The 26,144-nt window shown below is 51.0% G+C and carries 16 protein-coding genes; 1 reads left to right on the top strand and 15 read right to left on the bottom strand.

The genetic code is table 11. From position 1 onward, the window contains the following. Window positions 1-14 precede the first annotated feature (14 nt). The 5 genes from HMPREF3142_RS00430 to HMPREF3142_RS00450 all read right to left on the bottom strand — a co-directional run bounded on the left by HMPREF3142_RS00430 (window position 15) and on the right by HMPREF3142_RS00450 (window position 3,000). Entirely contained in the window at window positions 15-740 is a 726-nt protein-coding gene (locus HMPREF3142_RS00430) for a hypothetical protein (protein WP_070611346.1), read from the bottom strand. 186 nt (window positions 741-926) lie between these two features. Then, complete coding sequence (locus HMPREF3142_RS00435; RefSeq protein WP_070611348.1) at window positions 927-1,337, bottom strand: hypothetical protein; 411 nt, start codon at window positions 1,335-1,337, stop codon at window positions 927-929. Next, the gene (locus tag HMPREF3142_RS00440) at window positions 1,327-1,971 is read right to left on the bottom strand and encodes a hypothetical protein (RefSeq protein ID WP_060527959.1); all 645 of its coding nucleotides are present in this window, start codon (window positions 1,969-1,971) and stop codon (window positions 1,327-1,329) included. The genes HMPREF3142_RS00435 and HMPREF3142_RS00440 overlap by 11 nt, the downstream gene beginning before the upstream one ends. Before the next feature lies 1 nt (window position 1,972). After that, on the bottom strand, window positions 1,973-2,329 hold the full coding sequence (locus HMPREF3142_RS00445) for a hypothetical protein (protein ID WP_014342115.1): 357 nt from the start codon (window positions 2,327-2,329) through the stop codon (window positions 1,973-1,975). Between the two features lie 5 nt (window positions 2,330-2,334). After that, a complete protein-coding gene (locus HMPREF3142_RS00450; RefSeq protein WP_021313115.1) occupies window positions 2,335-3,000 on the bottom strand; it encodes an AAA family ATPase in 666 nt (221 codons plus the stop codon). A gap of 240 nt (window positions 3,001-3,240) precedes the next feature. On the opposite strand from HMPREF3142_RS00450, the gene HMPREF3142_RS00455 reads away from it, so the two are divergent. Then, a complete protein-coding gene (locus HMPREF3142_RS00455; protein WP_077270004.1) occupies window positions 3,241-3,762 on the top strand; it encodes a helix-hairpin-helix domain-containing protein in 522 nt (173 codons plus the stop codon). A gap of 202 nt (window positions 3,763-3,964) precedes the next feature. On the opposite strand, the gene HMPREF3142_RS00460 is transcribed toward HMPREF3142_RS00455, so the two are convergent. The 10 genes from HMPREF3142_RS00460 to HMPREF3142_RS00505 all read right to left on the bottom strand — a co-directional run bounded on the left by HMPREF3142_RS00460 (window position 3,965) and on the right by HMPREF3142_RS00505 (window position 26,140). After that, window positions 3,965-4,216 (bottom strand): hypothetical protein, encoded by a 252-nt coding sequence (locus tag HMPREF3142_RS00460; protein ID WP_040203611.1) that lies wholly within the window; start codon window positions 4,214-4,216, stop codon window positions 3,965-3,967. 2 nt (window positions 4,217-4,218) lie between these two features. Then, entirely contained in the window at window positions 4,219-4,911 is a 693-nt protein-coding gene (locus HMPREF3142_RS00465) for a hypothetical protein (RefSeq protein ID WP_070611350.1), read from the bottom strand. Between the two features lie 13 nt (window positions 4,912-4,924). Further along, complete coding sequence (locus tag HMPREF3142_RS00470) at window positions 4,925-5,248, bottom strand: hypothetical protein (protein WP_004109805.1); 324 nt, start codon at window positions 5,246-5,248, stop codon at window positions 4,925-4,927. Window positions 5,249-5,338: 90 nt separating this feature from the next. Continuing rightward, complete coding sequence (locus tag HMPREF3142_RS00475) at window positions 5,339-6,784, bottom strand: tail fiber domain-containing protein (protein WP_070611355.1); 1,446 nt, start codon at window positions 6,782-6,784, stop codon at window positions 5,339-5,341. A gap of 122 nt (window positions 6,785-6,906) precedes the next feature. Continuing rightward, window positions 6,907-19,041 (bottom strand): phage tail tip fiber protein, encoded by a 12,135-nt coding sequence (locus HMPREF3142_RS00480; RefSeq protein WP_070611357.1) that lies wholly within the window; start codon window positions 19,039-19,041, stop codon window positions 6,907-6,909. A gap of 16 nt (window positions 19,042-19,057) precedes the next feature. Beyond that, entirely contained in the window at window positions 19,058-19,669 is a 612-nt protein-coding gene (locus tag HMPREF3142_RS00485; RefSeq protein ID WP_019704527.1) for a tail assembly protein, read from the bottom strand. Continuing rightward, entirely contained in the window at window positions 19,657-20,454 is a 798-nt protein-coding gene (locus HMPREF3142_RS00490; RefSeq protein WP_004109817.1) for a C40 family peptidase, read from the bottom strand. Before HMPREF3142_RS00490 ends, HMPREF3142_RS00485 begins: the two co-directional genes overlap by 13 nt. Then, window positions 20,447-21,145 (bottom strand): phage minor tail protein L, encoded by a 699-nt coding sequence (locus tag HMPREF3142_RS00495; protein ID WP_004109820.1) that lies wholly within the window; start codon window positions 21,143-21,145, stop codon window positions 20,447-20,449. Before HMPREF3142_RS00495 ends, HMPREF3142_RS00490 begins: the two co-directional genes overlap by 8 nt. An 86-nt stretch (window positions 21,146-21,231) precedes the next feature. Then, the gene (locus HMPREF3142_RS00500; RefSeq protein ID WP_040203230.1) at window positions 21,232-21,567 is read right to left on the bottom strand and encodes a phage tail protein; all 336 of its coding nucleotides are present in this window, start codon (window positions 21,565-21,567) and stop codon (window positions 21,232-21,234) included. 43 nt (window positions 21,568-21,610) lie between these two features. Continuing rightward, a complete protein-coding gene (locus tag HMPREF3142_RS00505; protein ID WP_070611359.1) occupies window positions 21,611-26,140 on the bottom strand; it encodes a tape measure protein in 4,530 nt (1,509 codons plus the stop codon). Window positions 26,141-26,144 lie beyond the last annotated feature (4 nt).

Raw genomic sequence — 26,144 nt, forward strand, 5'->3', positions numbered from 1 at the left:
TATGGAACAGGCGATCAACACAGTCGCCGTGCTTCTTCCAGTTCTTCCGGGTAATGGGCATAGATAACGCGCTCAGGCACCAGCTCCATCAACCAGACAGCAGAGAAGATGATGCGGATACGCTTATCTCGGGTGATGTGCTTCAAACGCTCCAGAACCCATTCAAAGTAACGTTCCTGAATTGGGTCGTGCTGCATGTCCCCTAAGTGCTTAAAACTCACTACAGAGTCATCCAGACGCGTTCCCGCACGATTGGCGAGTTTGCTTTCGAAGATCTCAATCAGTTCTGGCTGCCAAAGATGCTGAGGGCGAGGTAATTTGTCCCAGAGGCGGCGCGCAGCTGCAGAAAGAACAGTTGATATAAAATAGTCATAAGAGCAGCAATATCTATCTGCAAACTGGCGAGCTTTCCAAAGGGATGTTTTGTTCACCGCCGAGAGCTCTTGGTAAGGCAAGCGTTTCAGGCCAGTACTAAATGGCGCCGTCTCGAAATGCTCGCGGCCATGAGACAGCATGATCTGTGAGTATGCACGCTTATAGGCTTCCGTGAACAGGCAGGTTGCCATCAGCGGGTGCATGTCGCGATAGTCAAACCACTTTGTATCAAAGAGCTCAGCCTCTCCCTGGCATCGTGAAAGACCGATGTTTTCCGCAACCCACTTGTCCATGGCGACCGTGTCCCACTCTGTCATGAAGTCGTACTGGCCGTTGTTTATGGTGTCAAAAAAGATCTGGCTCATGCCCTCACCGATAGGTAACTACTTACTTACTATTTGGCAGATCATAGCGACTGGAAAGCAGTTTGGAAAGAGGAATCAGAAGGGCATGTACTGGAGTGTTCTTGTATTAAAGACCTGCTTCTTTATATGTATTATGGTTCTTATTATATTTATATACAGAAACAGGTCATCATTAGGTGACAAAAATTACTTTTCGATTACTCTTTGTTCAACTTCTTGCATCTGTTTATCACTAAGGCTGGATATGTGCTGACTGAGCAGTTTATTTCGATAGTAGCGTTTTTGTTCATCCGTTAAATCCATACGCTTATCAATAATTCTTAAAGTGTTGCCAAATCTCTCACTAATCGCATCTCCGTTATACACTTCAATGATTGTCTTGATGTGCATGACTAGAATTCCAACAATATAACAACCAAGGATATAAATACCGTCAACAACAAAGCCTTTGACTTGCAAGAAAGGTGTAAAAATATGCAGAATGACACCTAATAAAGTGCCTATCATTAGACCAAATGCAGTCCTAAGTGGGTATCCCAACAGGAGGATATCGAGGGCACGATTTATGCTTTTGCTACTGAAATCTTTATCTAGCATCCAATGCCCCCTTTCCCAAACTTTCATTTTGGGTTTCTTCTAAAACGGGATCATTTAAGATTTTACGTTTACCACCACCACTTCCATCATCAATTTTATCGATATTGGCCTCGATAAATTTGAGCAACTGAATAGCCTCAGTACTATTATTGCCGTAAAAACCTTTTGCTATTCGATACGCTAAGACCCGCTCTTTCAACTCCAGTAAAGCGAAGGATATAGTTCCGGTGACAGTGACGATGTAGCTATACTCAAAAAAGTAAGTCAATGTTACACCTAAGAATATCATAATTATCGAGAGGAGCTTTACCTTGAGAAAGGTTTTCTTCTCATTCAAAAGATAGAGTTCAACAATTGTCTTTCTCTTTAGCTCCTCTCTCTCTTTCTTAACAAGATGATTACGTTTCTCCTTGTATTCATTTACCACTTGTCTGTACTCTTCGGATTTAATGTACTTAATTGTATTCCGATACAGAAAACTGGATATCATACCTATCGTTGTGCCGACAAGAGAGATAATCCAATCATTCGATATCCCAAGCCAGCTAATAATTTTCCCAAACGTAAGGGCAGCCAATATGGCTAATACTAAACCAATTAGCCAGCCTAAATATTTTGAAAGAAATTTGATCATATCAACCTTTCTTCATCAACTCGCGCTTTATTTCGTCAGTACGCATCGTCACATCGGCAGCAGTGATCGCCTCGTTCATCTTTACGATGTCCTCAATCTCCTGCGGGGACTTCTCTGCCAGATGGAAAATAGCTGCACGTATCACATCAGAACGGGTGAACTTCTCAAAGCGAGGGATGAACTTCATCATCTCCAGTAACTCGAAATACTCGTCTTCAAGAGACATCGTGCGGCTTTTGATTTTCTCTTTGCCACGTGTTGGACGGCCTTGTGGACGGACAGGCTGGCGCATCGGGGTGCTGCTTTTAGGCGCGGCAGCTTCCGCAGCCGGACGTTTTGCCAGATCACCCATTTTCATGGACATTATTCACCCTCCAAGGTCATTACGTATTCTACTAATGCTTCAATCTCGGCCTCAGCCTTTTTGTCGCGTTCGGCTCCGGTCATCTCAAAGATGGAACGACCCGCCTCTTCGGCATCGTCATACACGTTGCGGTTGTAAAGATTCACAGGTACCGCCTCGATGCCAAAGGTTTCGACAATTTCTTTTGCAGCGATAATGCGCGCAGCCTGAGAAGGCAGAGACGGGCACTGGTTCATTACAGCACGGATTTTGATTTGGTCATTCACGCTGCTAACGCTGTCGACGATGGGGTCGATGTCACGTAAGGATTTCAGATCGCGGCGTTTCGGGCGAAGCGGGATAAGGATCACGTTGGCCATCAGCATAGCCTGGCGCTGAATTTCGGAGTCGAAACCACCAGCGTCAACGACGACGTAATCGAAACGGCCACGAAGCGAAGTGATGTGTTTGATGATGTCATCCTGGACATAGGCGAACGGGATCAGCTCCAGTTCTTCATTGTGCCGGCGGTCTTCACACCATCCTGTCGTGGTGCGCTGGATGTCGATATCAGTGATCTGTACTTTCTTTTTCTTTTTGATTTTCAGACAGGCTGCAATTTGCTGAGCAACAGTCGATTTGCCTGGGCCACCCTTGGTGCCGCCCACCACAATGATCTGAGTCATTCGTGATATCCCTACGTGTGATTTATCGTCGTATGAAACAACTTGTTTTCTTATATGCGATATAGCCTAAATGCCTACGGCTGCGGTGTAAAGGTGAAATGAAAGGCATTTGGCGACGGTCACGAGTTTCTTTGACCAATACCGTAGTTTCGGATGTGGTGAGTGCTTTAATATCCCATCCCCCTTGATCGTGCGAACATAGACCACGATTAGCGTCTAGCATTTCGTCGAGTACTCACTATGAGCATTGAGCTAAGCAGTACCCAAAACACTTACGGCCTTCTGAACTCAGGAAACCCATACTCTGCTTGCTGCCGCTTCTTCGAGCCACGAGGAGTACATATAGACCAATTAGGGGAAAAAACTCTCAAGCAGCTCGTAGAGAAAAGGCTAATACAAAAGCCACTAAACATGTTCTTTATAAGTTATGGAGCGCTGATTGGTATCGACAGAGGTGGTTTGAAGCAGGCTAGGAAAATTTATGAGGGTATAGAACGAGCAAAAAACGTTCGCTTAGGCCCGCTTCTTTTCGCCTGCGGTATCTACGGTGTTGAAGAGGAAGAAGCTTGGTTGCTGGCAGAGAAATTCAATTCTCTTGAGGCGCTATACGATGCCAGCGTGGACTCTCTGCTAAGCCATGGTTTTTTAAACGAGTCTGTGGCCGTGAACGCATACAATTTTTTTCGCCACCCTGCCAATGTCTTAGCACTTACTGAGTTACAGGAGAAAGCCGGGTTAAAGATAAGTAACGTGAAAATCTGACATCTTGTAGTTCATGACTAAGGCCGCGCTAATTATGTCCGCGCGGCGTATGTGCTACTTCGCGTACCCCCAACGACACAGCCGCTCACCCAGCGTGTTGTGGATCAGGATTTCCCTCTCAGTTTCTTCTGTCAGGGCGTCGTCCTTGCTGATGTAGATAGGGTTTGCCCCATCACAGAATTGTACGCCCACGGTCTGGGGTTTAATCACGCATCCACTTATCGCGAAGCTCGCGATGAACGGCAGAAGCATCCTTAGTCCTGACTTCATTAATCGTCTCATTTTTCACATCCACTGTGCCTTGAAGCCGTTTGTTGGTTTCTCTCTGCGCCTTTTCTTCCATGGCCCGCCTGGCAGCGCGTCCACCCCAGGTGTACGCCCCAACGAGCACAAAGAAGACGGCAGCCAAAGTCATGATGGCCGATTTGACCTTTGAAAACAGGCTGCCGTTCATGGTTACACCACTCCTGCCTGATGCTTACGAATCTGCGACCAGGCAATAAAGCCAGCGACAACAATGGTCGCAATACCGAAGATAATGCGAACGGTGTCCCCGCTGGTGATATGCCCCTGGGCTTTATCCATCGCAACGGAGATCTGCGGCATTACGTCCGCCAGCTGCGCAATACCGATACCTGCAGTCACCGTTGCGCCTGCAGTTTCTTTCGTGACAGGTACGGCTTTCACTGCAGTTACCGGTTTAACGACGCCGGCGCGACGCAAACCTTCGTCAATAACTTCGGCCGAATACCAGCTGTTGAGTGTTTTCAAAGGGCCACGACCGTTCTCATGACGAATAATCGCCTCCACCAGCGGCCGCATAGTATTGTAGTCATGCAGATCGATGATCATGTCCGGCGCCACGCCTACGGCTTTAGAGACCTCATTGATATAGGCGGCCGTGTTGTTTTCATGCGGCGGCGCCCAACGCTCGATGACTTCGCGGATCGTATCGATGCTGGAACCGTCTTTTGCGCGGCGCTTATCATGGTAGGTGATGAGCGTTACTGTCAGTGCTCGAATCCCCCATACGGGGTCTTTAAAAGTGCAGAACCGCGGTTCCGCCGGATTGTTTACTAACCCTTGCCACGGCGACCCCTTATCCAGGTTACCAGGGTTATTGTTACGAATGCCTCTTGGAGTACTCATCCTTGTTCTCCTGTTATTGCAGTCCATTTTTCACTCCATAAGCGGCCAAACCCAAAAGCAGCACGGTGATCAGGAACGAGGTAATCTTGGAAATAATGCCCCCAAAGAACCCGCTTGAAATCGTGTCGAGCCGATTAAGAAGTTTGTCCAGATTGGAATGCTGAATGCTATGTTGCGCCGGAGTCATATCACCAAAGTAGGTTCGCAGCTGATCGTTGACCTCCTGGCCAATATCATCGCGAAGCTCCTTACTTAATTTTCCTACGACTTCTCGCGCAACAATTGCGGCAATGCGCTCCACCTGCTCTGGCGTCACGCCTGCCATCTCGTTTGACATGTCTTCCTCCATGAATAAGTCAAATCGGATGGCAGATTTATATCATAAATTAGAAACCAATTGTAGGTAAGTACTTACATACAAATTGGATTAATTTAATTGCTCACTACTCATGGCCACGCCTGTATCGAAGGAATTCTGGTTTGTATTTATGGCGTCGCTCCCTTCTGATGAGTTAATTTTATTCTCCAGCGCTTCAACTCGCTTAATCAGTACCTTCACCGCCGCCAGCGTGTCCATCATTATCACGTTGTTGTCGAGCTGAAGGCGCTCACTGTTAACCTGCTTATTACCATCCAGGTACGAAATATTAACATGTTTCACGTATTGCTCGTCTACTTCCTCGGCCTGCTGCGCGATGATCCCCCGGCGGACGCGGTTCTGTTCGTCGTCGTTATAGACGAACGTCACCAGCTCCAGCGCCTTTATGCGGTCTACTGACTGCTGCCCATCAGTAGGCGTGATATCGTGCTTCAGGCGAGCGTCAGACGTCCCCAGAAACTGCACGCTACCGCGCTGGCTTCCGTAGATATTGCCGTCGGCCAGGAATTGCCAATACTGTATTGGTTGCGAAAATCCACCAACAGAAAGAATTAGTCTGTGGTTAGTCCCTACCTGCTCTTCGAACCACATAGCCGCCTGTCCGCCATCAACGTTGCCATCACTACCGCGCGTATTAAATCTTGACGTAAAACGTGGCGCTTGTAACACGGTGCCATTTGCTATGTTTCCAGGGTCAGTGTTTAATCTGGCAATGAAGGCTTGCCCGTACAGATCGCCGTACTGCGTAGCAATGCCATAAACCCCGAGACCGCCACGGACTCGCAGCCCCGGATAAACCGCTAAAGCCCCGTCTTCGGTGATAATTCGATGCGTATAATCTGCAGAGCTACCTTTGTGGTGAAAATCAATATACGGCGTAGTGTCGCTGCTAATTTCAAGGTTGCCGGCGTCGATGGCAGTGAACTGTGTATTGCTATTCTTCCTGAGAATTTGCCCTGCAGCCGTTATAGTGGCACTGAAAGTAACCCCCTTACTGAATATCTGCGTCTGTGTGAACGTATTTGCTGCGCTCGTCTTCGCTGAATCTTTCAGTGAGTTCCTGAGTTCCGCGAGGTCAGATGCTTTCGCCATCCCAGATACAGCAGGAACAGTCACAGACGTACCTGTTATAGGGTCTGTCATCGTAATGTCGCCGCTTCCGGTCAGGGCTGTAGACCATCCTTGGACAACGTTACGCCAAAGAGTAAATGCGCTGGCAAGCTGATTCGCAAAAGACGATGTGCTGGCAGTTTCTGCCGTAATAATTCCATATTTCGCACCAGAAAAAGCAGTTGTTATGTTTCTCGTCAGGGTCAGTTGAGTGTCATTATTTACTGATTTGATGGCATACAGATCAGCACTTCCATTGCGATAAATGACTAAAATTGAACCCTCTTGAATACCAAGAGCAGTTTCAGACCATTTGGTAGATGTGCCTGTTACTTTTGCCTGATTTGCTGCACCCGTTATGGTGCCGACTTCATACATTGCCATAATTTACTCTTCCTTGAGTTAATTCGGTATAAAGGGCGCCCCTTTCGGGGCGCCATGTTAATCTGATGATGCGCCTCCAATCACTCCGTTATTACGCTCGGTGAAAGGCCGCCTCCAAATATTTACGCCCAGGAACCGCTCGATCTGGTCATGAGGGCAAAGCCGCCGACATAGTTATAAATTCCGCTCCCCTCCACCGTAATTTCGCACCTGACATTTTGGTCAGTTACGCCGGACAGTGAACCTACAGCTGGGATATAACGTGTAGTCGCGTTAGATGCGGCCGCGCCAACGCTAAACTCGGAAACTTTAACCCCCTTAATCCAGACCATGATCTTTCCAACGAAATTCACATCGCATGCCACTGTGCCTGATACAACGTATGTTTTTGTTCCGCCGACTGAACCAGAGTCATAATGGGTAATGTCTGGCCTTACGCCTTGTTTGAATACTCCAGCTGAGCAAATATCACCAACAAATCGGCTTGCCTGCACGGTTCCTCTGAAAACCCCGTCAGTAGCGTCAATGGTGCCTTTGAAAGAACCGCTTTCTGCTTCAACATGTCCTCGAACAATGACGTTGTGGAACTGAGAAGAACCATCCTTCCCGACGCGCCAGCCTCGAGACCCATCTACGAAGTTGTCAGACCTAATCTCACTGCCAATTTTCGCATTGGTGATCGAGCCATCCTTGATCACCGCAGCATTCATGTACGCAACGCCATTTTCAACAACAAACGGTGTGGTCGTATTCCCGTTAGAGGTGTTGATTAAGCCGAAGCGATCAGCCTGAACCAGAAACTGGCTCTGCAAATTTTTGCCATCGATACCTAAAGCAATACCAGCAGCATATTTTTTACCATTGCTGTTGGTTTCCATTTTGACCATCCAGGTACTGTTAACGTTGCCGTTTTCGACAACCGTTTTCTTCAGCTCCTGAAGCTCGGCTGACTGGCCTCCTACCTGAGCTGTCAAATTCGTCTGCTGCTGAGACAGTGCGCTTATCGTTGTGGCCTGGGTCTGCTGAGTTGACTTAATTGCCGCCAGCGAAGTGGTGGCGTTATTCAACTCCGTCTGGTTCTTGATGTTTGCCGATGCCTGCGCATCAATTTGCGACTGCAAGCTGGTATTCAGCGACGACTGCGTTTTCTCGTTGTTGGTGATGGTCTGCGCCATCTGATCAACCTTCGAAGACGCATCATTCACCTGGGACGTCAAAGAGGACAGCTGAGACGCCTGGGATGTCACCTGCCCTTCTACATTGGTAACACGTGAGGTAAGGCTGGTGAGCGCGGATGCGTTCGCATTAGCCGAATCTTGAGCCTCTTTTGCGTCGGTGATATCGGTGACAACAACGTCATCGATATACAGATCATACCCCGGTGTACCAGTGCCAGTTGTGCCGCGGGTAGATACCCAAAATGCGCCGCGAGTGTGGCCAGCGGCTACACGGAGCGTACCGGTGAATTTCTTCCATGCGCCTCTTGCACCCAATGCGGCTTCATTGATAGTGATTGCCGTCGGCCAGTTATTGTTGTTGGCAGCGTTTTGGGTCTGCAAACCAACGAGCGTTGACCACCCAGAGGATGGCGACTGATCTGCCGGCATCATCGCCCAGAGTTCAATGCGGAATACCGCATTTTCACGCAGAGCAATCCACTTACCGATGGTTTTATCGCTGTTTCCGCCCTCACCGGCGCCGCGGGAAACACGCAACGACTTCGTTCCGCTTCGTTTCTGAGAGCTGACGACGACCGCACGCGAGCCGCTGATCTGCTGGTTTTCGGAGTACGTCTCCAGAGAACCATCAAACCACGGGTTGCTCCCCATCGCCTGAACAGTGCTCAAAGAGTTTTTGAGCGAAGTTGTCTGGCTGCTCTGGGTTTCAATTTCTTTCTCGTTCTGCGTGACGCGGTTCGTTAATGCCGTTAACGCAGCTGCATCCGCTTTCTTCGAAACATTTGTGTTTGTGGTCGCAAGGTCATTCTTAAGTTGCGTAACCTGGCTGCCCTGGCTGGTGATGTCATTCTCTGTCTTGGTCACACGACTATCGAGCTTAGTGATCGCGCTCGAGTTCGCCTGAGTTTCAACAGAGTCGGTCACATCGACGACATAAAAATCATCAAAGTACATCGCACCGGCTGACAAGAAAGCAGTGAACTGAACGTCAGCAAGGACATCCTTTGTCGCCTTCCATGTCCATGACACCTCCTGCCAGTTCGAGGTGAACGGACCATAAGCCTTACTTGCAATCAGGCCATTACCGTCCGCCACACGGAATTTTGTATTGTCGGTCGACTGAATGGTGGTATTAGGGTCCTGCTTTGCCCAAATTCCAATTTTGTACGACCGATCCTTCTTGAAGGAGATCTTCTGGCCTACGCCTGCAGAACCACCCGCTGCTAGTTTGGCGGCTTTGGTGCCAAGATGTGGAACCTGCAGCGTTGCCACCGTGGCAATACCGCTCCAACCAGTGTAGCCCTCCGTACCACGCTCAAAAGACGGGTTTACGATCAGGTTACCGGGGATCTGGCTTGCTGCATCCACGCTGGCGTTACTGGACGCAAGGCTGTTTTCCAGCGCTGTTGTCGAGGAGCTCAGGGAGTCAATATTATCCCCTTGGGTCTTCACTGTATTCTGGAGCGTGGTAATTGCAGATGCGTTCGCATCAGCCTTCATCATCACACCACCAGCGGCGCCCAGCCCCATCATTACCCCGTTCACAAACTCGACTGAGGTCGAAATGTGGGCGGTGCCGTCGCCACCGGTTGGCGCACGCAGTTCCAGACCATCGCCCGGCTTCATGCCTTTGCGGCCAAGGAGGATATAGGCACCACGATACGGCAGAGAGTTGACGACTTCGGATGTACCACCAAGAGATTCCAGGGCAGACAATACCTTACCTCGGTTGCCAGTTGGCTCATCGAATGTCAGGACACAAACGTAAGTCCCGCTGGCCAGCGCCTCGATATCGGCCGACATCGTGGCGCCATTATTCGCGCTGCCAAAGACATCGTATGTTTTGGAGGTCGCAATCACCGTTGATCCGTCGCTGTGTTTTGCAAAAGTGACCAGCGCCCAGCTGCGACCAGGGGTAAACAGATTCTTGCCGCTTTCATCAAACACCCCATGGGTAACGCTGTTGCCATTACCCCGTGCAGTGACAGTAAACACAGTGCGACGGTTCATCGAGGCCTGCAGGCTGGTAATGCTGCTGTTCGCCGCGGTTAAATCGTCACCCTGAGATGTCACCGTGTTCCGGAGATCCTGCAATGCAGAAGCATCAGCCTTCTTGGCAATGTTGTTTTGAGCTGTCGATAGCCCGTTTTCCAGCGATGTGGTGCGATTTCCGATAGAGCTAATGGAAGTGCCTTGCTGATTCACTTTCGTTGTCAGCGAATCCACAGCCGACGCACTGGCGCTATCAGACGGAGACTCGTTCCAGTCGGAAACAACGTTACCTACCTCAAACTTCGGACTGTTGATGTACACCGTCTGGTCTTTGGAGGTATTGCTCTCGATACGGCACAGAATCAGGCGCTTGGTGCCCGTGGTAGGTGTCTGTTTCCACTTAACCCAGTAGCGGGCCCATGAAGTGGTCAGCGTGAACTGCGCACGGCCATCACTGTTGTTACCCTTCGCACCCTGGCTGGTCTCGATAGACGTTGTAGTGTTCGGATTGTAGAAGAACGCCGTCATCGTCTGGCCAGCAACGCCGCCTTTCGCATAGAAGCTGTAAACGTACTCACCTGCATCGACCGGCGACTCAAGCGTGATTTCCCGCAAATCCCTGTAACCGGAGCCGGCTTTTACAGTTGCGCCGATTACCGCGTTACCACGATACGTATCGCTGACAACGCTCGACCAGCCGGTCATATCGCCGGAGTTCTTGATCAGGTTTGTACCGCCGACAGAAATTGCATCAACCTTGTTGTTCAGATTCGTGACAGAAGAACTCGTTGAGTTAATGTCTTTTTCGGTCTGGGTAACACGGTTGGTCAGTGCCGTCAGAGCATTGGCGTCCGCTTTTTGAGCAACGTTTGCATTTGTTGTTCTCAAATTGTTCTCAAGATTGGTAGTGCGTGTACCAATACTTGAGATGTTCTCCCCCTGCTGATTTACCGTAGAGGTCAGCGAATCAACCGCTTTCGCCGTGGCGTCGAGGGAATCCTGGACTTTGGAGGAGTCGGTTACGTTCCGCAGATGCCAGTCAGTCACATACCAGACGGTGCCGAATGGGCTGGACTGGTTAATTTGCAGGAATGGACGGAAGAAGCCGCGATCGACAATCCCCTGAGTAATTTTGAATCGCCAGGTTACTCGCTGCCATGTGGCCGACGCCTTGCGGTTGCCGCCGGATGACAGAGGCGCGCCCACGCTGCCGCTTGGCCTTGTTGCGGTTCCGAGATACAGGTTGAAATCAGCGGAGCCGGCACCACACGCGACGAGAGCAGACATTTCATAGACATCCCCCAATGTCGCCGGAATAGCAGCAAAATTGGGGTGATGGTCGCGAGCCGCAATGCGTGCAACATAAGCGTATGGGCAATTGGCTGGCACGCCCTCAGACGAGCTGGAAACCACAGTGAAGCCCATCTGACTAAACTCTGGGTCAAATGTCGGGTTGCTAATCAAATCGCCACTTGTCGCATTCCCTGCGCGTACAGATGAATTAAGCGCAGTGATACTGCTATTCGCAGAGGATAAGCCCGATTCTGTTTGATCGACGCGCCCGGACAACACGCTTAAAGCGCTCTGATCCGCTTTTTTACTGACGTTGTTATTGGTCGTTGCCAGGTCATTTGTCAGTTTGGTGATGCTGTTACCCTGACTGGTGATCTGGTCACCCTGTTGGGAGACGGTCGAGTCCAGTGTCGAAATCGCATTGGCATTAGCGTCTGCTGTACTTTGCGCATTGTAGGCATCAGTCACTTCGGTAATGACCAGGTCATCAATGAGGAATGAGTTTCCCGCCTTAACGCTGCTAACGTTAGGAATAGAAATCCTCACCATTGCCTGCTTAATACCGCTCTTCGTTGATTTCAGGTAACCAGAAACCTTCGTCCATTGAGTTGAAGAGAGATCCTTTGCCGCTTTGGTAACTGCCGGCCACTGCCAAGAGTTGTCCTGATACTGGAGCGATAAGCCAATGGAGACCTGTGCATTCTCGGCCATAGCAGTACTCTTGGCATCCAGCTTAACCCAGCATTCCATATAGAAGACTGCGTTATCGCGAACCTGAAATCCGCTAAAAATATGGTTATCGCTGTTATCTGTTGCGTTGGCGTTGTAGTCGTTCGGACGCGTCACACGGATGCACTTATTTCCTCCGTGCGAGTCATCAGTGGTCACGATAACGCGATTATTTGATAGATTGTGGCCAACCGCGTAGCTTTCAAAAGTGCCATCAGGAAGCAGATTAGCGCCGCGTTTGGATTGCTGGCTCAGAGAGCTGCTAAGCGACGTAATCTTGCTGTTCGCCGCCGTCAGACCGGACTCCGTCTTTTCTACCCGACCTGTCAGCGTAGTGACTGCCGACTGATCGGCCTTTTTCGCGATGTTTGCGTCAGCGGCCTCGAGGTCATTGGTCAACTTAGTGATGCTGTTGCCCTGGCTGGTGATTTTGTCACCCTGCTGTGTCACCGTGCTCGACAACGTAGACAGCGCATCGCTATTAGCCTTGATCTTCACCTCATCCGTGATATCAAAGACCTTAAAGGTATCAACCCAGATTTCGGCATTAGCCGGGTGCGCGTAAAGCTTAAAGTTCTGGCCATCCGCGTTAGAGGCAGTAAGTCCAGTCTCCCAGGTAATGGTCTGCCACTCACTGGTTAGTGTGACGTTTTTATCTTCATAATTGCTGTCGGTCTGGCCGATTTTATTCTGGCGCCGGATCAACATGTTCATCGCCCCGGACACGCCCTTGGCTTTAACCACAACACGATATTTGCGCTGACCATTAAGCGGCAGCGGCTTGTTGTTGTTGGAGAAGATGCCTGGGCTGGTAGTGGTCGTCCGGTTCAGCTTAACCCCAGCCTTACCATCACCGAAGTTGCCGAAAGTGACGCCCGCCGGATACTGGGTATCCCACGCAGTTGCACCCTGCAGGAAATCGTAGTTCGGGATCAGGTTGTCACCGGCGTTTCTGGCAGCGGTCAGGGTATTATTCAGGTTCGTGATGCTGTTACCCTGGCTGGAAATCGTATCCCCCTGCTTGGAGACCGTATTTTGCAGCGTAGACAGCGCCTGTGCATCTGCCTTACTCGCCAGATTAGCGTTGGTCTGTTCGAGGCTATTTCGCAGGTCAGTAACGCTCTGTGAGGTGCTCGTGACGCGATCACCTACGGTGCTGACGTTTGAGGTGACGGCGCTAATGGCATTCGAAAGCGCGTTCATCCCAAGAGCAGAATTCAGCTGGGCTACCTTCTCGGACAGTTTAAAGCCTAGGTTAATGTAAGCCTGACCAGTCCATTGGTTCACCAGGAACTCAACCGTGTTCCAGCCAGCTTTCAGATCAAAGCTAACCGTATTCCAGCTCGAATTACCAAAAGCAGCCCTAACACCGTTCACGTATACGGCGCCCGTATCATCAAAAACACGGGACCCTGGTGCCATAGTGATGGTGGTATCAGCATTAACCTTCACGAAGGCTTTGTAATGCGCAATCACGTAACTGCCGGCGCTCGCAAAGTCCAGTTTTGCCGCGTCAGGAACCTCATCGATCGAGATTGGCGCCTTACCGTTGATATCGCTAAAGGTCGGCTCGGTGGCATTGTTCGCCAGTTGTACGTTGTATACGCTACGCACCCACATGTTCTGGCGGCCGTTAACCATCTGGTTTGACAGCGAAGTGATGCTGTTGGAGTTCGACGTAATGTCTTTTCCCTGCTGGGTCACGGTGCTGTTGAGGGTTGATAACGCATTGGACGTCGCATCAATCGCTTTCTCATTGCTCACGTCAACGCAGAAGACGTCATCGAGATACATATAGCCGGAAGCGACACTTGCGCGCAGAGACACAACCACGCTGGCGGTTTTGGCTGGCGTATACTCGCCGCTAATAAGTGCCCAGTTAGTCGACAGCCCGGCGCCGGTGATCGGGATATCCTTTAACGGCGTCAGATCTGCGTTTCGAAGGCTAATCTTGTTGTTGCCGGCATTATTGATCGCGAAGTCAGCGGATTTGCGAACCCATGCGCCGATACGATAAGTCTTGCCAGCCTGCAGCTCGACCGTTTGATTGCAGCCTGAGTCACCGCCAGAGGCCAGTTTGCCCGCCTGGATGATGTATTTCCCCGATTTGGGGTTCTGGGCCTCCAGCAGAGTCCAGCCGACATACTCCCAACCTTCGAAACCACGTTCAAAAGAGTTGTTTTTGAGCATGTTGCCGACGATCGCTTTCGAGGCATCCGCATCAGCATTGGCGTTATCCAGCGAGTTTGACAGGCTGGTGATGCTCTGGGACTGGCTGGAGATCTGATTTTCGGCAGCAGTTACGCGGTTTGTCAGATTAGTCACAGCTGAGGCGTCAGCTTTGTTCTTGATGCTGTTCTGCATCGAAGTGATCTGCTGCCCCTGGCTGGTGATGGTGCCCTCAACAGACGATACCCGAGAGGTCAAAGCATTGGTGGCACTGGCGTTCGCCTCAATCGCCAGAGCATCAGTGACGTCAACAAAACCAACATCATCGAAGTACTGAGAACCGGTTTTGAGAGAAGACATGATCGATACGTCAACTTTACCGGTCAGCGTCGCCTTCCAGGTATCAGAGACCTCCTTCCATGTTTCATCTTTGGGCAGATTCTCCGGACGGATCGGAATCTCTTTGAGCAACGTGGCCGCGCCAATACGCAGTTTGTTGTTGCCAGGGCTGCTGATCACCGCATCAGTGGTGCACCGCACAAAAGAGGACAGCTTGTATGTCCGCCCTTCGACGACGCTTACAGATTGCGTGATTTGCACCGTGCCGGCGGCGCAAACAAGAATTTTGCTACCAGAATGGGGCGCACTCGCCTTGATAACACTGGATACGCTGTTCCCTGCAGACCACCCTGCCAGGTCACGCTCAAAGGAGGCGTTAACCAGCAAATTGCTCGGGTTGCTTTTGGCAGTATCGGTATCGCTCTGGATATCGCTCAGCGAGTTATTCAGGGTGGTGATGCTTTCACTCTGGCTGCTAAGGGTTTTATCCTGCTGGGTTACGGTCGACTGCAGACCCGTGATCGCCTTGCTATTCGCAGACACACCAGACTCAACACTTCCTACGCGATTATCCAGCGTAGACAATGCCGCACCTTGTGATTTAAGGGTGTTGCCCTGCTCTTCAACCTTCTGGGAAATTGTCTGTACTGCACTGGCATCGGCCTTCTGGCCAAGGCTTGTTTGCAACCCGGTAATCTTGCTTGCCTGGGAAGCTTGTTCAGTGGACAGCGTATGCAGATCTTCTGCAACAGAGGCTTTGTTTCTGTTGAATTCAGTCTGCAGGGATTCACGCGCACTCGCTTCCGCAGCATCGGCAGTGATACGAGCATTTTTCTCCTGATAGATCAGGCCAGAACGAATGTCGTCCAGATTTCCGCTTTCAGATGAACCGCGGATTTGTGCAGCCAATGTGCTGCGCGCCTGCGCTTCGGCGGTATCTGCATTCGCACGAGCCTGCTGCTCTTCCTGTAACGCGGCCATGCCTGCGCCCGGCGTCGGTCGACCAACGGCGATCCAGTCGAATAACAGGTAATTGTCCGCATCCTGACCTGAAGTGAAATCGAAGCGGAAACGACGAATCGTTGTCGAATCCCGCCACTCAATGTCGTGCAGGGTCAGAATCGCAATACCCTTGTCATCGTATTCCGGTTCACTGATAACCACGGAGCGACCAGCATTCCAGCCGGTTTCATCAGCGCCGATCCAGAACATTTTGGCGTTCCAGGTTGGGTTGCCAACCTTTTTAATGCGCATCTTAATGAAACGATAAGCATGGGCATCGATCGTCAATCCGTTAGGGGAACGACAGGTTGAGGTCGGATTGTTCGCTTTCAGCCAGCCATCGCTGGTGACGCTCATTGGCGTGTAGCCATTATCATCTTCCGTCCAGCCTTCAGCGTCCTGGTCGAAATACCAGATTTTCAGAGAGTCGAACTGTTCCCCTGTGCCAGCGGCAATCTGCGAGATCTGTCGCGCGAGGTTTTCGTCACCGGAGGTCACAACCTCAGACAAGCTATCGATAGAGGTTTTCAGCTCATTCTTCGCGCTCAGCAGTTGGTCGGCCGCTTGCTTGGCTGCATCATTAACATCTGCAATACGGTCATTCGTCTCTTTCTGAATGGCCGCAGTCAGATCTTTGCTGGTCTGGGACAGCGACGTTGTCAGTGATGACTGCGCATTCTTAATCTCCTGCGACAGAGCAGCGTCGCCGTCTTTAATAGACTGTTTTGCAGCTTCAATTTGGCTGTTTACGTTGGAGATGTTGGTATTGATCGTCTGGTTGACCGTATCGATATTGTCGACAATTGTCTGATTGACGGTATCAATGTCCTCTTTCAGCGACTGATTGACAGAGTCAACCTGCGCCTTAATTTCGGAGGAGGTTTGCGCAAGGTCGTTTTCAACTTGCTGAATAGACTCGTTGACTGAGTTCTGAACCTCGCCAATGGCGTTGTCTACCGCCTCCTGAGTGGCTTTGCTGTCGATTTCGTCGAGCAGCTCTTTGCCGAGTTCAGAAGATGTGATCTTGTCTTTCAGGAAAGACAATACGTCGCGAGTGGTGGCCTCTGTACCGAGGTTCGAGTTCGGCTGGCCTACCATCCCACGTTTGTTTACCGCACGAATCCAGTAATACCAGGTCTCGTTGTCACCCAGCCCAGCGTGAGTGAAAGTCGTTGTGGCGGCCTGAGCAATGAGTGTCGCGGTGTCCAGCTTATTTGTTTTGGACGCATACACGTTGATCTGCGCGAGGTCGACTGAATCAGGGTTAACCCAATTCAATACCACGTTACGATAATCCCCCACCGCGGTCAGTGATGTGGGCGCCCCTGGCGGCGTCATCGTGCCTTTTACCTGATAGACAGCAGTAATGATCTCGGATTTTTTGCCGCCGAAGGAAACGGAATACAGCTGGAAGTCATATCGCCCATTTTCGGCAACATTGACGATTTCATATTGTTCTTCCGTGGCGCGGGCAGATTGCCAGTTGGAGACGTTGCCCTCGTCGGAGCGGCGCCAGCTGACCCAGTATTCTGGTGATTTACCTTCCCAGGCAAGCATCAGCTTCACGGACAAGTTGCCAGGACTGGACAGATAGGTGCCTTCTGAGATGACCAGATTGCTCGGTTTGGAATATGTGGGATCAAGAACCGTCGTATTTTCTGGAACGAGCGCGGCCCCGTTATCAATCGCCTGGTACTTAGATGCATTGTTCTGCACCACCGTGATATCAAACGACCCCGGGGTTTCACCTTGCGCGATAGCGACAACGCGCGCCCGCATTGGAACCAGGTCTGGTTCGGTGATCGTCCAGACGCCATTCGCTACTGGTTGATCGGCTGTGGCCAACGCCGTCTTGAAGGTAACTTTAGTGATGTTGTCGCCGGTCTCGTTGATGTCTCGCTCAACGATTTTGCCTTCCTGATTGATGATACGGATGAAGCTACCGCTCTTTTTCAGAGAGACAGGTGCATCGAGGGTGATGCTGTTTTTGGTGAAAGAGACAATGCGACCGGAATTGCGTTTGCCGGCACGATATTTGTTCTGAATCAGAACGGTTTCGCCCGGCATCAGGAACGAGGCGTCCAGGCCCGCGGTAAAGGTGATCATGTCCGACTCCATACGCGCGGTATAGAGCAGCCACAAACCTACACGATGAGCCTGACCTCGGCTGGTGCATCCGAACGCAACGGCCTCGGTCTTGCGCTCCCCGTATCGGGCCATCGCTTCCTGATCTTCAACATACTCAACGTTCTGCTTATAGCCGTCTTGTTTGTTGTTATAAGTGATCAACGCTACGGACGGCCGGTCTTTTCGAGCTGAGCCTTTATAGGTAAACAGGCCATCTTTTACGTTCGCATTGGTAAACAGCATGACAGGGTCAGATGGGCTGTCCTGCATGATATTCACCATGCCACCAGCCCAGAAAACCATGCCACGGAAAGCGCCGGCAATATCCTGAATCAGACGATAAGCGTCCTGACGACTGGTGATCTGGGTGTTGATTGCAAAGCGTTTTTCTTTGCCGCCAAAGCCATCATCAACCTCTTCGTCGCAGTAGCGACCGATCTGATAAAGCTGGCCAAGGTCAATCATTGACTCCGAAACAAATTTGCCGAGGCCGTAACGAGCATTGGTCAGCAGATCGAACAGAATCCAGGCAGGGTTGGAAGACGACAGAAGCTTAAAGGTTCCATCCCAAACGCCGTTATAAGTGTTCGTGTTTTCATCATAATTCGAAGGCACACGGATTTTGAGGCCACGGATAAGATACGAACGTGACGGCATAGAGCTACCAAACTGCTCAGAGTTAACCTTAAGGCCAACCAGAACGGAGTTCGGGTAGTTCATTGGGGTGTCAACGATCTCACCGATAGAGTCGACCCAAGTATCGTTAAAGAGATACTGATCGTTGCTGTCGGCGGAGAGACGAAGCACGCGCACTTTATAGGCACGCCCAGGCTTTGGAAGCTGGATTTCGTAACTGCGGTAGTAGACACCAGTCTTTTTCGCAGTCAGCGTCACGTCAGAGCTGCTCTCACCTGTAGCAATCACGTCATAGAAAGAGCCATTGCCATTGGCCAGCTGGAACTTAAACTGGACAGAAGTACCGTTTGTGTCCCCTGTTTTCTTGTCAATGCTACGCAGCGACGGGAACTTCATGATCACTCGGACACGATCAGCGTCGTCGTTATCGATGGCAACCGTAACCGCGTTTGTGGTTTTCAGCTGTGTGTTAACGGCCTTTGGCGTTTCGACAAAATCGAAACCAGACATCGGACTCTGGTCTTGCGAACCATCCCGGAAATCCCAGGTTACACCGGAATAGTTGAATGATCCGTCTTCGTTCTCCAGCGCCACGCCATCGATGAAGATAGATTTAGCACCGTTAATAAGCCCACCAACAACACCTTCCCCGAGCAGATCGAGGATAGACGCCATGGCCCGCGAATTAACGGTATCATCCGCTTCAACTGGTGTACGGCTTGAGCCTGAGCTCTTTTTGCCGCCCGCTCCCGCAATCAGGAGGGGCAATCTCTTTTTCTTGAACTGATCCATGTTCAAAAAACTTCCCTTACAGTTGGTCTATGGTGATTGAAGAACTCACAATCTGTGAGCCAACTAAAATTTCCTCGCCGTAATTAAGCTGAACCGGGTTTCCCTGGTTGCTGGTGTTTTGAGGCCCATCGAAATAAAACGAATCCGTGTTATCCGCCTGTCTGACAGACGCATTTGATGCCTGCGGCGAAATCAGCATGGACACACCGCCCATCATCAATGACATCCCTCCCATCACCAGCGCGGAAGACGCACCAAAAGTCAGCCCAGAGGCCAGAGCGCCGACAGCGATCATCGCGGCGCCCACGAAAGTCTGGAACCACCCAAACGCCTTACCACCGCTGCCACGTGGTACGGGAGTAATGCGGATTTTTGCGATATTTTCCGACTCGCCCATCATCTGGTATTCGGTGTCGTCCATTGACCACTTGTGGCCCTGCTTATTTGTGACCTGGATGTGGTACTTATCGAAGTGGTTACGGTTACGTTTAATCCAAGCTTTAAAGCCCGGGCGATTCGCCTCAATCAAATCGATGGCTTGTTTGGTGTTGCGCACCTTCAATTTCCAGTGGCGGCCAAAGTTCTTTGCCATCGCACCGCCGAGCTGAACATGAACTAATTCAGACACGTCTCGTCTCCCTTGAGTAAATCCCTGTGACGCAGGTGATGCGTCGTGTGCTTCTGATACATCCCACCGTAATAAGCCCGACAGCTGAGACGGTCGATCTGGTGATGCATGATCATGCCGTCGCCGATGTATACCGCGCAGTGATCTGGCATTTTCCCGTACTGGATGAAGAAGATGTCGCCGCGCTGGGGCTCCGTCCCCGGCGCCATGCGGACAAGTCCTTCATTTCGGTAGTTCTGGTCGAGGATGTCGTTGTCCCCCGTGTACCAGGAAGGAATATGCAGGTGGGCGTTTGCATTCAGCTCAACGTCAAATTCACGCTTTAGGTAATCGCGGCACAGCATCCAGCAATCAAACACACCGAATACGTATGGGCGCCCGAGGTAGGGCATCTCAAAACCACACGGATAAATGACGTTCATTTCGCTAAAGTGGAATGGCATATCGCTTTCCACATTTTTGCGAATTGCCAGAATCATCCACGGTAGTTCCGTCGCCTCGCACCCGGAGCGATCCGGGTCTGACGCCTCTGCGCTGCGCTCCACGTGAGAGTGCCAAATAGCGATCACTTCCCCAGCATCTTCGGCCGCAATAATGTCGCTGGCACGCATGACAAAATCCTCACGTGGCGTTTCAGAGACATTCATCGCTTCCATAAAGCGATATTTCTCACCCTGTGTGCGCACAAGAAAGCCACACGCTTCATTCGGGTAACGTTGAATAGCGCAGCGATAGATATCCTGCATGACTTCTGAGCCCAGCTCAGGTAACGTCTGGTTACTCATATCGTGTCGCCCCAATAAATCCGCCAAAATGAATAACGCCATTCGCGAAGTAGTTGCGACGAGCATTACAGGCGTCGTAACGCTTGGTGCAGTAGTCGGCGCCGGCCAAAGAGGTTTGCTGGTTGTTTTTGTCGAAATATGGGCCGGTGTAGCCACACTCTGTTCCGCGATATTTCCACGGGCAGCTGTTTTTGATGATCTGACGATACGGCAGTTGAACGCCCATCAGATCTAAGACGCTGGACAGCTCGAATTCGACATACTGGTGCGTCTCCAGGGTCTTCTGTTCGACGAACCACATTTCATCAGCAAAATGCTGACTTGGGTCTGCGGTCGGGTTTCCATCCGGAAAGTTCACCGCGTCCAGAAAACGTGCCAGCGTCATCTTGCGAATGATTTTGCAGCCAATCAGATCGTCATTGGCCTGCAGCTCCGCAGAAATTACACCGTCGTAGTTGGAAACCTGAATCTTTGGACGAGGAAGTGTTCCCTGACCGCTTTTATCAAAGCCAGACGCTTTAATTGGCCACGGCTCATAGGAAACCCCCTGCCAGACAATTGGCTGGCTAAGCCCGTTGGTGCCGGCATGGAAATACAACTTGCCGCCGGAGGTTGTCACCGACATATCCAGCTCGAACAACTCAATGAGCGCAGAAGGCGATAAACTCTGAATATCAGCTCTAATACCCATCACTTCATCCTTGAAAAACTCAACGTCACATCCTGTGACGTTGATATATAATAATAGATAAGTACTTACTTATCTATAGTCGCAAATTAAGACTCAAAAACCTGTCTAAATGTTGCCGTAAGCACTTGATAGCCTTGGTAACGCTTTACCGTATGGCTATCACAAACCACGATAATTGCTTTGCCTCTTGGGTTAGTCCAAATGAATGACTCCACCCCTGCGCGGGCAGTCAAAAAGTCATCAACGTCGTTTACCACGTCATGGCTGCGGGTGAACGTGAGAGACCACTCTTCTTTAATCCGATTGAGCCCCTGCGACTGGCGCTGCTCGTAATCATCGCCGTAGTTCAGCACGGTCACGTTAGGCTTTACGGTTTTCTCAGACTCATAATCTGGATACCAATTAAATACTTTCCTCGACATATCACTTCCTTGTGATGGCCGCCCGCTGAGGCGGCCGGCTTTACTACCCTCTGGTGGTATGCGGATTAAGTGAACCACCAGAACGTTTCTCTTCGGCAATCGTCTCAAGCACAATCGACTTAATTTGCCGCGCTGCACCGTTCCAGAGATTGCTCTCGCTTCCACTGCTGCTCTCGCTGGTTCGTCCATCCTTGGTCACATTGATCTGAATTGAGACAGGGGACACCGCGTTACCCGTGCTCTTTCCAGCCGACTCTGCAGAAAGTGTGACTGGAATGGTTCGACCATCTGGCAACGGAACGTAAGCCTCGTTCATTGAGCCCTCGCCAAACATCGCCAACTGTGGTGAGGTGGCAATTCCGCCTTTCTGATAAGCTCTCAGAGGCACAACCCCTTCCCTGCCAAAGATGCCGCCATTGGCGTGCTTCTTCACATTTGGCTTTGAGCCTGATGGCGTCGAAGACCCAGCCCAAGCGGACACTGCGGTACTGGCCAGTGACAGACCGAAATTCAGCCAACGGCTGGACGAACTCGACGACGAAGCACCTACCATGGCGAATGTAGCTGCCAGCGCCCCAGCCGCGGTAGACAGATTCCCCATACTGAGGATGCTGCTGTTAACCGCTTTGGTTTGATCTTTCGTAGCGTCAGTACCGGTGAACAATGACTTCGTCCAGTCCCAGACACCATTCACCGCCTGGCTTAAACCACTGGCCGCATTCTGAGACGCTTGCCCCATAGAGTTCACGCCGGAGGCTGTCTCCTTGGTGGCCTCGCCGACAGATTTATCCCCATTGGCCACCGCCCCACCAGAATTACCGAGCTGAACCCCTTGATTAGCGATCGCAGACGCTACGCCATTCATGAGATTTCCACTTTGTGCATTGCCGGCGTTTGTCGTTCCCATTCCCAACATATTCATGAGAGGCAGAGTGATCTGGGTCTTCACGACCATGTTGGTGATGTCTTTAAGGATCGATGTGGCCAGACTGGAGAAGCTCATCTTCCCGTTAACAACAAAGTCAGTAAGCGTGTCGGTTAAGCCGCTAAACAGATCTGTCCAGGTGCCCTCAATCTGCTCAGCCAGGTTCTCATACTCCAGAGCCAACTGCTGGGTCGCTGTACCTGTTTGCTTAATCAGCGCATTATTGCCAGCGGCCACCAGCTGATTAAGCTGCTTGTTGTAAAGCGAGATGATTTTCGGGTCAGTCGCCTTATCACGCAGCTCGATCAGCGCCTTAAGATTGCGGTTGTAGGTATCCGAAAACTCGGCAGCCTTCTCCTCATGGCTTTGCATCAAGCCTGCGCTGATAATCGAATCCGATTCCGGAGCCCAAGCACTGATCATTTGCTCGACGTTGCGGCGATTAAACATTTCACGGTATTCGGGGGTAGCGTTCCTCAAATCCGCGAGACGTTTTTTAGCCTGGTCAACCATCTCCTGCGAGATAAACTCGTTAGGCGTGGCGTTTGCAAGATCGGTTAGTGACTTAGTGACATCACGCAGCGACTGATCAAACGACACGGTGGCCTTTGAACTTTCGCCCATTTGCCCCATGAGCTGATCAGCTTTATCCAGAGCCTTCTGGAAGCCGGCAGCCAGCTTCTGTTGCGCACTTTCCTCCCTCTTCGCGGCGCGTTCAGAGGCATTCGCGGTACGCTTCCCCGCCCTCTCGGCGGCAGCAGCATCCTGTTCACGAGCTTTGGTTAGTGCGGCTATGGCGGCTGCACGCTCCTTCTCGCTCATCTTTTCCAGAGACGATGCAGTGGAGGCTTTCTGCAGGTTAAGCTGGGTTTTAAGCTGCTTCGGCCCAATGATAGGTTTTCCTTCAAAATCCATCATTGGTGTGCCATCAGGCAGCGTGCGCTGGTAAACTGCAGAGTCCATCTGGTTGCGCATGTACTGCGCGAGCGCTTTATCAGCGCCTTTGTCGCTGGTGCCCAACCCAAGCACTGTTCCCTGGTTGGTCTTCACGCCCTTTCCGGTTTTCGCCGCGTTATCGCGTTCAAACTCAGCCTGTGTCAGTTCCTGAGCAACAGTTTCAAGATGTTCCTGATAGCCACGAATACTGCCCTGCAGCTTCTGTACCTGTTCTGTGTTTCCTTCTTTTTTCGCCTTTTCCAGCAGATCGCTGAAGTGTGCGATCTGCTTTTCAGTTGCGGTCTTGCGCGATGATAAAGACTCAACCAACTTTTGGGCTGGTACCAGATAAGATTTATTTACCGTTTCTCGTAATGGCCCCAGCAGCTTGTTCTTTTCATCATCGGACAAAGACTTGTCGTCATTGATCTTCTGAATTTTATCCAAAGCTTCCTGGCGCGCTTTCACGAACTTGGCCGAAAAATCTTTGTTTTCATCGCGGATTTTTTCAATCTGAGATTCAGCCGCCTCTTTTGCGAGACGTTTGGAGACGGCAGTGTCCCCCAGATCAATAGTCCCACTAACTCTATCGCGTTGTTTGCGAAGGTCGCTCAGTTCGGACTCGACCTTCTTACGGTCAATTTTGATAGTGGTTCCGGCCATCCCTGGTCCGTAGACCATTTTTTCACCGGAATTTAGCTCCTGCTCCTTCTGAGCTATTTGGCGATCAAGACGTTCCTTGTAATCCGCCATTTGTGCGCGCTTGGCCGCCGTCATCGCTTCGGGGATTTTGCGAATCTCCTCAACAACTTTGGACGTTTCGTTGCGAAGCATGGTCATGTAGGTGATCAGCCCGGCAACAGCCACTGTTGCAACAGTAAACGCAGCACCAATCGGGTTTGCTGCGATAAACGCAGTCAGCCCAGCAAATGCCCCTTTCAGCCCCGTAATCGCGCCACGAATGGCAAAAATGAGCGATGGGATTGGTGCCAGCCCCATGCGTGCAGCACGATTGAAACGAGTGACCGCCGTCGCCCCCAGCGTGAATGGTGTCTGGATTACAGTGGACATCTTCATGAAGGTGGAAAGCATCTGGCCGCCGGCGCCGACAACACCTAAAATGCCCGCTCTGAGCATTTTAAATGCCACCATTCCGGCGACAATTTTGCCCAGCGTAATAACCAACTCCTGATTCTTAGCCAACCATTGCGCCAGCTCGCGCAGGCCATCAATCGCGGTGGTAAGCCCCTCTCCCAATGAATTAGCGAACGAAATGCCTTCTGCGCTGTTCATTACGGCCACCAGCTCTTTCATCCCCTTGGTCAGAGAATCAAGATATCCAGCCTGCCCTACTCGATCGGCAAACAGAGTGAAAGAGGTTTGCAGCTGCGCCAACGCACCGGTGTAGGTTTGCATCATATCTTTGGCGGCATTTTCGTTTTCCGCACGCAAACCAACAAACATCAATGAAAGAGCCTGTTTCGCTTCAACGGTCCCACTGGAGACGGCTTTGGTTAGCTCCCCCATCGTGATACCAGCCGCATCTGCCATAGCCTTCATCGCATTTGGAACCGCTTCACCCAATTGCTGGCGGAGCTCTTCCATCGACACAACGCCTTTACCAGACATCTGTTGGACGGCCACCGCCGCTCGCTTAAGCAACTCACTATCGCCACCAAAACGTGCGACTGAGTCCACCAGTGCCTTTAACGAGCCATCTGTAGGATCGAGCCCAGCAGAACGGAACTTCACAAATGAGTCGGTTAAAGCCTGCATCGCAAATGGGGCATTTTTAGCCATGTCCACGATGTACTGCATGTCTTGGGCGGCAGCTTCTCCAGGATTGACCTTATCCTTGTTCAACCCACGCAACATGACACGCATACGCTGCATCTCGGCCGCAGCCTCTACGATCGGCTTCTGCCAACCAAACAGGATGTCAGTGACCGTTCTGGCCGCATCCCCAATTTCCCCCAGAAGGAAAATATTGCCGCGTAATCCAGAGAAGACGCCATTTTCACGACCACCACCGCGATGGGACGCAGCGGTAAATCGATCAGCGCCACCTCCGCTGCCTCCCCCGCCCGTTGTGGTTGTTCTAACCCTGACCGGACGGCTGATCAGCTGCTGGCTTCGAATAACGCCATCCATCTGATCTTTGACTTTTTTTAACCCCTCGGCCGCCTGGCTTGTCGTTGTTCCCCAATTACTCAGACGCTTGCTGGTCGCATTTAGTCTGGTGTTCATTCCACCAAGAGAAGTAGTGGCACCCTTGATCTCAGTGTTGAATTTACCGGCATGGTCTCCTGCGTATTTAACCCAATCAGAAAACTCATTGAGTTCCGACTGAACCTTCCGCAATGAGGCCAGGAACTTGTGCGTAGACGATGTGGCTGAATCAACGCGATCGGTGAATGTCCGCAAATCAGTGCTGATAGCGGACAGTTCACGTTGTGCCTTTCTAGAGGTGTTGGAAACGAGCTCAAAACCGGCAGCTACGTCCTGTAGTTTGTCTGCCGTAGAATTGAGTCTGGTTTCAAGAGCGCCAAGAATGCTGGAGACCGAACCCAGAGAGCGCTCGAGGTTTTTAATTTTTTGAGCCGGTTTGGTAGCCCGCTCGCCAAATTTGGTAAGTAATTTACCCGCCCGGTCGATTGACGCCGTAAACTGTTTGTCTTCCAGCGACAGGATAAACTCTACGTTTTGTGACATTCCC

The sequence above is a fragment of the Klebsiella sp. HMSC16C06 genome (genome assembly GCF_001808325.1).
Classification (GTDB): Bacteria; Pseudomonadota; Gammaproteobacteria; order Enterobacterales; family Enterobacteriaceae; genus Klebsiella; species Klebsiella variicola.

What these genes read in the sequence shown, in the direction of transcription:
- HMPREF3142_RS00430 (WP_070611346.1), bottom strand. Translation starts at nt 740, where the DNA reads ATGAGCCAGATCTTTTTTGACACCATAAACAACGGCCAGTACGACTTC.
- HMPREF3142_RS00435 (WP_070611348.1), bottom strand. Translation starts at nt 1,337, where the DNA reads ATGCTAGATAAAGATTTCAGTAGCAAAAGCATAAATCGTGCCCTCGAT.
- HMPREF3142_RS00440 (WP_060527959.1), bottom strand. Translation starts at nt 1,971, where the DNA reads ATGATCAAATTTCTTTCAAAATATTTAGGCTGGCTAATTGGTTTAGTA.
- HMPREF3142_RS00445 (WP_014342115.1), bottom strand. Translation starts at nt 2,329, where the DNA reads ATGAAAATGGGTGATCTGGCAAAACGTCCGGCTGCGGAAGCTGCCGCG.
- HMPREF3142_RS00450 (WP_021313115.1), bottom strand. Translation starts at nt 3,000, where the DNA reads ATGACTCAGATCATTGTGGTGGGCGGCACCAAGGGTGGCCCAGGCAAA.
- HMPREF3142_RS00455 (WP_077270004.1), top strand. Translation starts at nt 3,241, where the DNA reads ATGAGCATTGAGCTAAGCAGTACCCAAAACACTTACGGCCTTCTGAAC.
- HMPREF3142_RS00460 (WP_040203611.1), bottom strand. Translation starts at nt 4,216, where the DNA reads ATGAACGGCAGCCTGTTTTCAAAGGTCAAATCGGCCATCATGACTTTG.
- HMPREF3142_RS00465 (WP_070611350.1), bottom strand. Translation starts at nt 4,911, where the DNA reads ATGAGTACTCCAAGAGGCATTCGTAACAATAACCCTGGTAACCTGGAT.
- HMPREF3142_RS00470 (WP_004109805.1), bottom strand. Translation starts at nt 5,248, where the DNA reads ATGTCAAACGAGATGGCAGGCGTGACGCCAGAGCAGGTGGAGCGCATT.
- HMPREF3142_RS00475 (WP_070611355.1), bottom strand. Translation starts at nt 6,784, where the DNA reads ATGGCAATGTATGAAGTCGGCACCATAACGGGTGCAGCAAATCAGGCA.
- HMPREF3142_RS00480 (WP_070611357.1), bottom strand. Translation starts at nt 19,041, where the DNA reads ATGGATCAGTTCAAGAAAAAGAGATTGCCCCTCCTGATTGCGGGAGCG.
- HMPREF3142_RS00490 (WP_004109817.1), bottom strand. Translation starts at nt 20,454, where the DNA reads ATGAGTAACCAGACGTTACCTGAGCTGGGCTCAGAAGTCATGCAGGAT.
- HMPREF3142_RS00495 (WP_004109820.1), bottom strand. Translation starts at nt 21,145, where the DNA reads ATGGGTATTAGAGCTGATATTCAGAGTTTATCGCCTTCTGCGCTCATT.
- HMPREF3142_RS00500 (WP_040203230.1), bottom strand. Translation starts at nt 21,567, where the DNA reads ATGTCGAGGAAAGTATTTAATTGGTATCCAGATTATGAGTCTGAGAAA.
- HMPREF3142_RS00505 (WP_070611359.1), bottom strand. Translation starts at nt 26,140, where the DNA reads ATGTCACAAAACGTAGAGTTTATCCTGTCGCTGGAAGACAAACAGTTT.